The 12814-nt window shown below is 37.9% G+C and carries 10 protein-coding genes; all 10 read right to left on the reverse strand.

What is annotated here, in order from left to right:
* Position 1: 1 nt before the first annotated feature.
* Positions 2 to 2212 (reverse strand): RelA/SpoT family protein, encoded by a 2211-nt coding sequence (locus EL165_RS00355; RefSeq protein ID WP_002980327.1) that lies wholly within the window; start codon positions 2210 to 2212, stop codon positions 2 to 4.
* Between the two features lie 109 nt (positions 2213 to 2321).
* The gene (locus tag EL165_RS00360) at positions 2322 to 2687 is read right to left on the reverse strand and encodes a hypothetical protein (protein WP_002980325.1); all 366 of its coding nucleotides are present in this window, start codon (positions 2685 to 2687) and stop codon (positions 2322 to 2324) included.
* Between the two features lie 200 nt (positions 2688 to 2887).
* Positions 2888 to 3166 carry a hypothetical protein gene (locus tag EL165_RS00365; protein ID WP_041461517.1) on the reverse strand — a complete coding sequence of 93 codons (279 nt, stop codon included), beginning with the start codon at positions 3164 to 3166 and terminating at the stop codon, positions 2888 to 2890.
* A 371-nt stretch (positions 3167 to 3537) separates the two neighbouring features.
* On the reverse strand, positions 3538 to 5445 hold the full coding sequence (gene acs / locus EL165_RS00370; RefSeq protein ID WP_002980320.1) for an acetate--CoA ligase: 1908 nt from the start codon (positions 5443 to 5445) through the stop codon (positions 3538 to 3540).
* Positions 5446 to 5506: 61 nt separating this feature from the next.
* Positions 5507 to 7393: an AMP-binding protein gene (locus EL165_RS00375; RefSeq protein WP_002980318.1), complete on the reverse strand. Its 1887-nt coding sequence runs from the start codon at positions 7391 to 7393 to the stop codon at positions 5507 to 5509.
* A gap of 56 nt (positions 7394 to 7449) precedes the next feature.
* On the reverse strand, positions 7450 to 7809 hold the full coding sequence (locus tag EL165_RS00380) for a response regulator transcription factor (protein WP_002980316.1): 360 nt from the start codon (positions 7807 to 7809) through the stop codon (positions 7450 to 7452).
* Between the two features lie 9 nt (positions 7810 to 7818).
* Positions 7819 to 10521 (reverse strand): ATP-binding protein, encoded by a 2703-nt coding sequence (locus tag EL165_RS00385; protein WP_041461516.1) that lies wholly within the window; start codon positions 10519 to 10521, stop codon positions 7819 to 7821.
* Positions 10514 to 10708: a hypothetical protein gene (locus EL165_RS00390; protein WP_002980312.1), complete on the reverse strand. Its 195-nt coding sequence runs from the start codon at positions 10706 to 10708 to the stop codon at positions 10514 to 10516. Before EL165_RS00390 ends, EL165_RS00385 begins: the two co-directional genes overlap by 8 nt.
* Before the next feature lie 68 nt (positions 10709 to 10776).
* Positions 10777 to 11004: a DUF6814 family protein gene (locus tag EL165_RS00395; RefSeq protein WP_002980310.1), complete on the reverse strand. Its 228-nt coding sequence runs from the start codon at positions 11002 to 11004 to the stop codon at positions 10777 to 10779.
* 43 nt (positions 11005 to 11047) lie between these two features.
* Positions 11048 to 12628, reverse strand: coding sequence for an MFS transporter (locus tag EL165_RS00400; protein ID WP_002980308.1), 1581 nt, complete (start codon positions 12626 to 12628; stop codon positions 11048 to 11050).
* Positions 12629 to 12814: the final 186 nt, after the last annotated feature.

A 12814-nucleotide genomic window follows, 5' to 3' on the forward strand; every position in this document is an offset into this window, starting at 1 on the left:
GTTATGATTGTAGTCGTCTCACTCTGGAAACACCATTAATACTTTTAAGTTTTCTAAAGGTCTCTTCGAGCTGACCTTTATTTTTGACTTCCAGATTGATATTTCCTGTGAAAACACCGTTATTGGATTCAATGGACATACTTTTCATATCCATTCCCATGCTTCCGCTGATGACCGTTGTGATATCATTAATCATCCCCATTCTGTCCAGACCTTCAATCTCAATTTTCACCCTGTTTTTGAAGCTTTCCGCATTCACCCATTTAGCAGGAATTACACGGTAGTCGTACTGAGCTCTAAGATTAATAGCATTCGGGCAGTTGTCACTGTGTACCTTAATTCCATCTGAAATGGTGATAAATCCGAAAATTTTATCTCCCGGAATTACGGTACAGCATTTTGCGTAGCTGTAGTTAAGCTTCTCTTCATCCTTCCCAAAGACAATCATATCAAGGTTTTCCTCTTTCGGTTCCTCGAAATGGTGGCTTTTATTAGGTGATTTTCTGAATCTTGAAAGTAAATTATTGAATACGTTTTTACTTTCTATATATTTTCTCAGGCTGCTGACATCCAGCTCATTGCTTTGGAATTTAAGGAACAGTTCCTGAGATGATTTTAAATTGAAGAACTTTTGCAGCTTGTTAATTTCTTCATCATTGAAATTGATTTTCGCATGACGGAGCTTTCGCTGCAGGATTTCTTTTCCTTCTTCTACAAGCTGATTTTTCTGAGAATTCAGGTAACTCTTGATTTTGGATTTTGCTTTTGAGGTCACCACAAATTCCAGCCAGTCAGATTTTGGTTTCTGATTCTGAGAGGAAAGGATATCTACCTGATCTCCGTTTTGAAGGATATAGGAAATAGGCACCAGCTTACCATTGATTTTAGCTCCTAAACATTTCATTCCCAGATCGGAGTGAACAGAGAAGGCAAAATCCAGAGCTGTAGCATTGGTAGGAAGAATTTTAATCTCTCCTTTTGGTGTAAAGACAAATACCTCTTTGGAATATAAGTTAAGCTTAATATTATCCAAAAGTTCGGAAGTGGAAAGATTTTGCTGTTGCTCCAATACTTCACGGATCTCGGTTACCCATTTTTCAAAGTTTCTGTCATCGGAACTCTGTTTGTAACCTTCTTTGTATTTATAGTGTGCGGCAACTCCTTTTTCAGCAATTTCATCCATTCTTTCAGAACGGATCTGTACTTCAATCCATTTTTTATCTGGACCTAAAACCGTTAAATGTAAACTTTCATATCCAGTGGAGCGGGGCTGTGTAATCCAGTCACGCATTCTGGAAGGGTTACTGTGGTATACATCTGTAACGATGGAGTAGATCTTCCAGGCAAGGAATTTTTCATTTTTTGCATCCGATTTATAAATAATTCTGATGGCATAATTGTCAAAAACTTCTTCAAAGGAGACTCCCTGCTTCAGCATTTTCCTGTAAATAGAGGAAATGGCTTTTGCGCGGCCTTTGATTTTAAAGTTCAAACCTTCTTCATGTAATCTTTCGGATACTTCTTTTTTGAACTCTTCGATATATCTTTCACGGCTTTCTTTGGCTAATTCCAATTTTTCCGTGATTTCGTTATATACTTCAGGATTGTTATATTTTAAAGAAAGATCTTCCAGCTCAGATTTGATGTTATACAAACCAAGACGGTGAGCCATCGGAGCATAGATATAAACCGTTTCAGAAGCGATTTTTTTCTGTTTGTCCGGGGCCATACTCTCCAGAGTCCGCATATTGTGGAGGCGGTCTGCAATTTTAATCAGAATCACCCTGAAGTCTTCGGATAAGGTCAATAACAGTTTTCTGTAGTTTTCAGACTGCACAGAAATATTCTGATGGTTCATGATGGAAATCTTGGTAAGTCCATTCACGATATTGGCAATCTTTTCTCCAAAGATCTTCTTCAGATCTTCGTAGGTATAATCAGAGTCTTCAATCACGTCATGCAAAAGGGCACAAGCAATAGAAGTTGCACCCAGACCAATTTCTGTCGCTACAATTTTAGCAACAGCAATAGGGTGGTAGATGTAAGGTTCCCCGGATTTTCTCCTTTGATCCTTGTGAGCGTCCAGAGCGATATCGAATGCCTTTCGGATGAGCTTATTATTTTCCTCATCCAACGTTCTGTATGTGTTAGAAATCAGATCCTTATATCTTGCAAGGATTTCCTTATTCTCTTGTTCTAAATCGTAACTCATTTGTGCACATGCCTATAATTAGACGAAAATACGAATTTTTTTACTTTTTTCAAACATAAAAGATCCGCAGCATACACTGCGGATCTCCGGTTATCAAGTTTTTATATGATTAGAATTTTACTTCAGAATTCATCCCATCGCTTGATGTTTTAATCTTAATGTCAGGACTGTTATGAATTTCTGCTCTGTTTCTTGCGTCAATATATTTTTTGATCGTATCATAATTTGTCTCACTGATGCTCATATTTTCAAATAAGTATGATTTCAGGGCCGCATTCTGAATAAATACATTCCGTGCAAGGTCAATCTGTGTATTATCTTTTACCGTAACACTTGCCAGGTATTGTGAATTATTAGAATCACTATTAAGGTATATAATGTAATCTTCATTTCCAAATCCTGAATTTTCCAGATCACCCTCTAATTTTTTGTAGTCGCTGTGATGCTCAAATAGTCCAGCTAATATATTTGACATAGTTAATTGGTTTTAAGTTACCATTAAAGTTACTAATAATTTTCCGATTATCATTGTATTTGATCCAATAAAATTTGTTAATTAATATTTGGTTTTTAATAGATGTAGATAATGTTTGAGAATAATTATTGAACGGGTGTTTAATTTTAGTGATTGGATAATGTTGTGATTGTCCTACATAAATTTCATTTCATTACCAATTATTTTTTTGCCCATTCAGGAAGTGTTTTCCAACCTTCCGGAGGTGATTTTTGTATACTATCAGGAATCGGAATATTCGGGTAAATGTTAGAAAATGAATTATCTTCTAAAGAAAATTGTACCAAGTACCTTGCAGGTATTTTCGCTTCAGGATCTTGTGCATAAATATTTGTAGTTTTATAATTTTTCCCATTTACAGTGTAATTAAATCTAATTCTCTTATAGGATATTATTGGCCCAATACATCTTTGTAGCATACCCAATTGTGTAATTGCCAACCTTAACAGGAGACTGTTTATTATATATATAAATAAATATAGGAGAAATCATTATTATAATTATTAAATAATTCCATTTTGATTTTCTTTCAAAAATATAGTAGCGCAGTTTAGTTAATAGCCTAATTATCATGAAGTTTTATTTTAAGTAATTTCTATTGTATAATTAAGATTATCCATATGATCATGTGAATTACAGTACTATAAATCAGAGTGTTCATGGTATAAAAATAATGAAATCTACGTTATTAAGTTACAATATTTATGTGAGGTAGGGGAAGAGCGAGGTAGTTTGGCTTAATTTATTTTATCCATAAACAAAAGCCCCGGAAATAACTCCCAGGGCCCACTATTGGTTAAATAATGATTAATTAAATTCTTTCGTTTTTAATTTCCTCTACAATTTCAGGATTCAAAAGAGTAGTGATATCTCCGAAATTACTGAAATCACCTTCTGCAATTTTTCTCAGAATCCTACGCATAATCTTTCCGGAACGCGTTTTCGGAAGCCCGGAAACAAACTGTATCTTGTCCAGCTTGGCAATCGGGCCGATCTGATCTGAAATCAGCTGGTTAATTTCTTTTTTCAGGTTTTCCTTATCACGGCTTTCCCCGGTTTCTTTAAGCATTACATATCCATACAGTGCATTTCCTTTGATATCGTGAGGATAGCCTACGATAGCGGATTCTGCAACGGCAGGGTGCTGGTTGATGCTGTCTTCAATAGGAGCAGTCCCAAGGTTGTGTCCTGAAACAATGATCACATCATCTACACGGCCTGTAATTCTGTAATAACCAACTTCATCTCTTAATGCACCGTCTCCGGTAAAATATTTGCCCGGAAAGGCTGTGAAGTACGTTTCTTTATATCTTTGATGGTCTCCCCAGATAGTTCTTGCGATTCCCGGCCATGGAAAACGGATGCAAAGATTTCCGGTTACCTGGTTACCTGTAATTTCATTTCGTTTATCATCCATCAGGACAGGCTGTATACCTGGTAATGGAAGGGTAGCATAGGTAGGTTTGGTGGGGGTCACAAAAGGAAGCGGTGAAATCATAATTCCTCCTGTTTCGGTCTGCCACCAGGTGTCTACAATCGGGCATTTTTTTCTTCCGACGTGATCATTGAACCAATGCCATGCCTCGTCATTGATAGGTTCACCCACAGAACCGATTACTTTAAGAGAACTAAGGTCATGCTTATCTACCCATTCTGCACTCTCTTTTGCTAAAGAACGGATGGCGGTAGGAGCGGTATAAAACTGAGTGATCTTATGCTTTTCAATCACTTCCCAGAAACGATCCGGTTCAGGATAAGTAGGAACGCCTTCGAAAATTACTGTTGTTGCTCCATTCAATAAAGGTCCGTAAAGGATATAAGAATGTCCGGTAATCCATCCGATATCCGCAGTACACCAATAAATATCATTTTCCTTATAATTGAATACATTTTTAAAGGTATAAGCAGTGTACACCATATAGCCGGCGCAGGTATGAAGCATTCCTTTTGGTTTTCCTGTAGATCCGGAAGTATATAGAATGAAGAGCGGATCTTCGGAATCCATGATTACAGTGACGAAATCAGGAGATGCTTTTTCATACAAATCAGCCATCCAATGATCTCTTCCTTCCTTCATCTTAATTTCATTGTGGGTTCTTTTTACCACAAGAACACTTTCAACAGTTGGTGTCTTTTCCAATGCATCATCTACTATGCTTTTAAGATCAAGAACTTTATTTCCTCTATAACTTCCATCAGAAGTAATGACCATTTTCGCTTCACAGTCATTCACTCTGGAAGCTACTGCTGAAGCCGAGAATCCTGCAAAAATAACAGAATGTACAGCACCCAGTTTGGCGCAGGCAAGCATGGTAATGGCAAGCTCAGGGATCATGGGAAGGTAAATGCAGACTCTGTCTCCTTTTTCAATACCCATGTCACGAAGCACATTGGCTGTTTTATTGACACGTGTATAGAGTTCGTTGTAAGAAATGTGTTGTGCTTCTTCTTTAGGATCATTGGGTTCCCAGATGATAGCCGTTTTATCTCCTCTTATTGCCAGATGCCTGTCGATACAGTTTTTGGTAATGTTGAGCTTTGCATTTTTAAACCATGTGATTTTGGCTTCATTCATATCGTACTTAACAACCTTGCTCCATCGCTGGTACCACACGAAATTCTGATCCGCTACCTTATCCCAGAATTTTTTTGGGTTTTTGATAGATTTTTTATAGTCTTCAAAATATTGTGGTAAATCTTCTATCAAGTAATTTCTCATATCCCTTTCGTTTTTTGAAATTTGAATTTATTATATTTTAAATTTATGTTTAATTTCCCGTTTAAGCCCTATATTCTTTGATTTTTTCCTGAATTTCATCAATGATTTTTTCATCATCAATCGTTGATGGAATCTGGAAATCTTTCCCATCCAGTAACGTCCTGATCAGCTTTCTTAAAATCTTTCCTGACCTGGTTTTTGGTAATCGTTTGACAACCATGGCATTTTTAAGAAAAGCTACCGCTCCGATTTTGTTGCGTACCATCTGAATAATGTCTCTCTCTATGTCTTCTTCGGAAATAGCTGAGCCGTTTTTTAGAACTACTGTTGCAAAAGGAACCTGCCCTTTTAAATCATCATCAATACCTACTACAGCGCATTCGGCAACGTCCGGATGTGAAGAAACGATTTCTTCCATTTCAGAAGTGGAAAGTCTGTGGCCTGCCACGTTGATTACGTCATCCACTCGTCCTGTAATGAAAATATAGCCGTCCTCATCCTGTATGGCGCCGTCTCCTGAGAAATAGTATCCTTTGTACTGAGAAAGGTAGCTGCTTTCAAAACGGTCATAGTCTTTCCAGATTCCAAGCATGGCGCCGGGTGGGAGAGGAAGCTTGATCACTAGATAACCTTCATGGTGAGGATCCAGTTCAAAGCCATTTTCATCAAAGATTTTAATATCATATCCGGGAACAGGTTTTCCGGCAGATGCCCTTTTGATCTGATAATTTTCATCATGAGTCAGCAGTCCAAGCATAGGCCATCCGGATTCTGTCTGCCACCAATGATCTATTGCCGGAACACCAATATGCTCTGCAAACCAGTCCAAAGTGGCTACATCACATCTTTCGCCTGCAAGAAACTGTTTCCTGAAGTGGGTTAAATCGTATTTTTTTACCAGTTCCCCGTTCGGGTCTTCTTTTTTTATAGCTCTGATCGCAGTAGGTGCCGTAAACATCACCGAAACTTTATATTCTGAGATAATTCTCCAGAAAGTTCCGGCATCAGGAGTCATGACAGGCTTTCCTTCGAAAATAATCGTCGTATTCCTGTTGATTAGTGGTCCGTACACCGAAAAACTGTGTCCTACAGCCCAGCCAAAGTCTGAAGCTGCCCAATAGGTTTCTCCCGGCTCAACACCATACACATAGGTCATTGAGAATTGCAATGCAGTGGCATATCCTCCGGTATCACGAACAATACCTTTAGGCTTTCCTGTAGTACCTGAAGTGTAAAGCAGGTAAAGCGGATGGGTAGATTCTACAGAAACACATTCTGCCGGAGCTGATTTCTCTACCAGTTCTTCATAATCGATTAATCCGTCAAACATCTCATCCTGATTATCCACTAATCTTCTATTGTATACAACGATATTGTCTACTTTATCCTGAGCCAGCTCAATCGCTTTTTCTACCAGTGGCAGGTAAGGAATTCTTTTGGCAATTTCCACACCGGCTGTAGCAGTGATTAAAACTTTAGGTTTGCAGTCATCAATTCTTACCACAAGCTCGTGGGGAGCAAAGCCTCCGAAAACCACATTATGAATGACTCCGATTCTTGCACACGCCAGCATGGCAAAAAGCGTCTGCGGAATCATGGGCATATAAATAACGGCTGTATCTCCTTTTTTTAGCCCTAAAGAAATCAATCCGCCAGCCAGCTTTGCAATTTCCTCTTTCGCCTGATTGAAAGTGAAGGTTTTCTTTTGGCTGGTAACAGGGGAATCATAAACGATGGCAATCTGATCTCCAAATCCGTCTTCAATATGTTTATCGATACATAAGTAGCACATGTTAAGTTTTCCATCAGAAAACCACTGTGGGTAATTATTTTCGTCTTTTGAAAGGATCTGTTGGGGAAATTCAAACCATTGTATTTTTCCTGCCTGTTCTCTCCAGAAGTCTTCTTTATTTTCTATGCTTTGTTTAAATAAGGTATCTGTTTTCATGTCAATAATCTTGTGTTTGGTTAAGCTATGTCATTGCCGGCCGGAGGCGAAGCAATCTAAAACATCTCCTCAATCTGCTGCATCAGTTTTTTGATGGAGTACGGTTTTGTGACGTAAGCATCTGCGCCCATTTCCAGTCCTTTTTCAATGTCCCTGGGATTATTTTTAGCGCTCAGAAAGATCACTTTGGTACCTTTCAGTTTTTCATCCTGTCTGATAATATCCAAAGTGCTGTATCCATCAAGGTTCGGCATCATAATATCAAGAAGAATGACATCCGGAACCATTGTTTTCAAAAAGTCGAGAACTTCTGTGCCGTCTCTGGCAATATAAACGTCATATCCGTTTTTCTTAAAGCTGTATTCCAGCGACATTAATATTTTGTGTTCGTCATCCGCAATAATGATCTTTCTCATAAAAAGGTTTTAATGGTGTTCAACTTCATTTATAATCTCATTTTTAGTTTTTTTGGGAATGCTTATGGTGAAAGTTACGCCCAGTCCGCTGTTTTCTGCTTTTATACTTCCTCCAAGTGCCTGTACTATCTTTTTGGAAATGGCCAGTCCCAGTCCGCTTCCCGTAGGTTTTAAAATATTCTGATTCTTTGACTGATAAAACTTGTCAAAAATCATTTCCAGATCCTCTTCGGGAATATGTTTCCCGGTATTGAAAATGGTAATCACGAGCTGTTCATCTTTTTCAAATAACTTGGTCTGGATGGTGCCTTGTTCATCTGTAAATTTTAAAGCATTTCCCCAGATATTCTGAAACAATTGAATCATTCTCGCTTCATCATATTCAAATATAAACTGATTCAGGAGATTTACTTCGCTTAAATGAATGTTTTTCTGCTGTATCAGGTGAAGAAGCGGATTTAATGCTTTTTTATAAGTCTCAAGAATGTTGTTTTCCTGAATATGTAAAGAGATTTCACCATGTTGCAGTTTGTCCAGGTAAAGTATATCGTTGATAATTTCGCTTAATCTGTCAGATTCTGTAATGATGTTGTTTAAAAATTCCTGTTTAATGTCAAAAGGAATATCGTCGTCATCCGCTAAAATTTCTCCTGCAGAGCGGATGGCTGTAATCGGAGTTCTCAGCTCATGGGCAACAGAATCCAGGAAATCATCTTTCTGGCGGTCTTTGATAATAAGACTTTCGTTGGCATTTCTTAAGTCATCAGAAAGTTTCTGCAGTTCTTCAGACTGTTCTGTAAGTTTCTTGTTTAGGCTGATATTTTCTTTGGATTCTTCAAGGATATTCAGTACTTCTTTTAAGGATATTTTATCTTCTTTGGTGACACCTTCAATCAATATTTTTGCGGAAGCAGTCCCGATTCTGCCCGCTAAAAGGTTTTCTGAGAATTTGATAAACCTTGAATCAGCAGTCTCCGTATTGGAATCGATGTTATATTTTAAATTAAAAATTCTTAAGGCCTGTTCTGTTTTATTTTTACCTAAAAAACGCTCAAGAATATTCCGGATATCCGAAATATAGGCTGTTCCGCGCCAGATGAAAGCATTTTCATGATTCTGAATATATTTGTCAATATCAACGTAGAGTTCAGCAAAATTCCTTTCTCGGTAATTTCCTTTTGAGCTTACCGAAATAATAGTAAACAAGCCGGTATTTACAAGCATCGACCAGAAGAAGATCTGCGGAATTCTTCCCAGATAAGGAATTGTGAAAAAACCGAAAGCATTATACATATCTCTCAGCACTCCTTTGAATTCCTGGTTGTAAGAAAAATAATACTGAGGAATAATCAATCCGAAATAACAGATTATTAATCCCGCTATAAGACCTGTAACAGCGCCTTTATAACTTCCTCTTCTCCAGAATAGAGCCCCGAAAAATGCCGGAGCCAGCTGTGCAATGACCACAAAGGAGATTAATCCTACTGAATCCAGTGAAGTTTTCAGAATGAAATATTTATAGAAAGCAAAAGCCATGATGATCAAAGCGAAAATGCTGAATTTCCTGATATTGGTAATGCTTCTGGTGTTTTGTTCCTCATTTTCAGACTTTAGTTTTCCCAGCAATCCGTATGGAATGATGAGGTTGTTGGAAAGCATAATGGATAAAGTAATAGCAGAAATAATAATCATGGAAATACATGAACTCAGTCCTCCCAGAAATACAAATACCGTGATTAAGGTGTTGTCAAAATGCTGTGGAATCAGAATAGAGTAGAACTCAGGATTTACTTTTTGTCCGTCAAAAATCAACCTGCCGCCCCAGGCAATGGGAAAAATAAATACGGTAAAGATCAAAAGATAAAGCGGGAAAAACCAAATGGCTGTTCTGATATGCTTTTCCTGTCTGTTTTCAACAATCGCAGTGTGAAACTGTCTTGGTAAAATGCATATGGCTGTAGCGGAAATCATGCATAAAACCATCCAGTTCATAGCGCCTTCAATTCCGTTAAAGGTATTTTTTTCTTTAAAATCTGCAAACTTGCTGGCTTTTTCATAAATGTCTGAGAACCCGTCAAAGACATAATAAATGACAAAAAATCCGAGAATGATGATAAAAAATAGTTTTAAAAAACTTTCCAATGCAATTGCAGAGATAATTCCCAGTCTTTTTTCGGAAGCATCAACATATCGTGTTCCGTAATAAGATGAAAATAAAGCAATTAAAACTACCACAAAAGTTGCATTATCGGTCAGGATATCGTTAGACATCGGAGTTTCCGTTACCAGATGGAAGGTTTCAGAAATAGCTTTGATCTGCAGTCCGATATAAGGAACAATGGCCAGCAGGCAAACCACCGTGATAATAGCACTCAGGCTTCTGCTGTTCCCGTATCTCAATGAGATAAAATCGGCAAGGCTGCTTATTTTGTTGACCCTTGAAATTCTTACAATCCGGGTGTTGATATAGATCCATGCCGGAATAATCATAATAGGGCCAATGTAGATCGGAAGGTAATTTAATCCGCTTGTTGCTGCAACGCCTATGCTTCCATAATACGTCCACGCAGTACAATAAACGGCAAGAGACAAAGCATAAATATAGGGGTTGTTGATCCAGATCTTACTTCTTTTCTTCTCTGCTAAATAAGCAACTAAGAACAGAAGAGCCAGATAAAACAAAACCACAAAAAATAAGGCGAAACTACTCATCATACCTTTTTACAATTACCAAAGAAATGATAATGGAAATCATCCATACCACGAACATATAAATAAGAATCATAGGATAGCCCAAAACCTCCCTGTCACTATTGAAAAGCAGTGAAACAGGAATACTGAAAGCAATCATAAGTCCTATGCTCAGTATGATAAGTTTTTGTTCGTGTCTTTTTTTCATAAATGATTCTTTGATAAAAGATAATTGATGAATGCGGCATCCATCAATTATCTGTTTTTTATATTGCTTTAAATTTTGTCGTCAGAATATTCTCCTTTTAATGCATAATATCCAAAAACTGCCATTCCGCCAGAGATAATCGGCATCAGCACAAAAAGAATGATGATGCCAAAAACCAGATCTTCCTGCTTTCCGGAAGTTATTTTCGGGATTCCCAGTACGGTAATTCCGAAATATCCTACGATTACAGCAATGGTGATCCAGAGAATGCCTAATATTTTTTTTAGTCCGTTCATTTTAGTAGTTTTAAAATTAATAAAAATTTGAGTGATTCAGTACTTAATCGTGAAGATTATTGTTCTTATTTTTAAGATAAAACAATCCGATGATGAGACATACCGTAGCCACTCCGATAGGATACCATAATCCTTCAAGATACCATGTTGCATGCCCTGCTTCTTTTCCGGTGGTTACAAGATAAGTTGCCACTGCCGGAAGAAGGCCTCCGAAAACTCCATTTCCGATATGGTAAGGTAGCGACATTGAGGTGTATCGGATTCTCACAGGGAACATTTCAACAAGGAAAGCTGCGATAGGTCCGTATACCATGGTTACAAATATTACCTGGATGAATACAAGGAAGACGAGGTACCATTTGGTGTTGTCACTTAATTGTAAGCTTTGGGAAACTTTAGGCTCTTCGGCTTTTCCGTCTTTCATAACAACTCCTGAAGGCGACCAGTGAACGATACTGTCTTTTTTAATCAGGGTTCCGTCTGTATAAAGGGTTTCCTTGTGGAAAGTAACCAGGCTGTCTGTTGCAATATCGTTATGGATTTTTGCTGTTCTTTTTTCAGTAATTCCATTGGAAGCAACCGTTTTATTCTCAAGGCTCACACTTTTGAACATACTGTCATAAATAGGCCTGTACGCTAAAATGGCAACCAGCATGCCAGTCATCATCACTGCTTTTCTTCCGATTTTATCAGACAGCCATCCGAAAAAGACAAAGAAAGGTGTTCCTAAGAATAAAGCGGTAGCCATTAATGAATCTACCTGAGCAGATTCTACATTCATGACCTTTTGAAGGAAACTCATGGCATAGAACTGTCCTGTATACCAGATGACACCTTGTCCCATCGCAGCTCCGAATAAAGCCAATAATACAAACTTGAAGTTGTATTTGTTTCCGAAACTTTCCTTTAAAGGATTTTTAGACGTTTTTCCCTCGCTTTTAGCTTTCGCAAAAAGCGGAGACTCTTTCATATTCTTTCTGATGATGTAAGATACGGCTACCATCAGAATGGAAATCCAGAAAGGAACTCTCCATCCCCAGGTGTCAAATTCTTCTGCGGAAAGAGTGGTTTTGGTGATCAGAATAACAATTAATGAAATAAAAAGTCCTGCTGTTGCAGTAGTCTGGATCCATGACGTCCAGTAACCTCTTCGATGAGGTTGAGCGTATTCTGCAACATAGGTAGCAGCACCTCCATATTCACCTCCAAGAGCTAGCCCCTGAAGCAATCTTAAAATTAAAACTAAGACCGGTGCCAGAAACCCAATGGTTTCATAACTTGGAATACACCCTATCAGGAAAGTGGAAAAACCCATGATCAGCAGTGTCACAAGGAAAGTATATTTTCTTCCGATAAGATCTCCCAGTCTCCCGAAAAATAAAGCCCCGAAAGGTCTTACTACAAATCCGGCAGCAAAAGTTGCAAGAGTAGATAAGAATGCGGCTGTAGGATTGACTGCAGGGAAAAATTTGGTCGCTAAGACAATGGCAAGACTTCCGAAGATGTAAAAGTCATACCATTCTATCAGTGTACCGAGGGAGGAGGCTGTGATAACGCTCCAGATGGTGCGGTTTTTCTGCCTGTCGGTCATATTTTCGTAGCTTTCGTGATGATTTTCGCTCATATTGATTAGTTTTTGATGTTAGTGGAATAGGAATTTAATTTGTTTTAAACCATTAAGGGATTTTAAGTTGATAAGAATAATTTGAGATGATAGCTAAAGCTATTTTATTCAGTGGTATTCTTGCTATCCATCTTTGATGGAGCTTAACTTATCTTAAATTCTTTACTATTCTTAATGGTTCAAATT

The sequence above is a fragment of the Chryseobacterium gleum genome (assembly GCF_900636535.1).
Taxonomy (GTDB): Bacteria; Bacteroidota; Bacteroidia; order Flavobacteriales; family Weeksellaceae; genus Chryseobacterium; species Chryseobacterium gleum.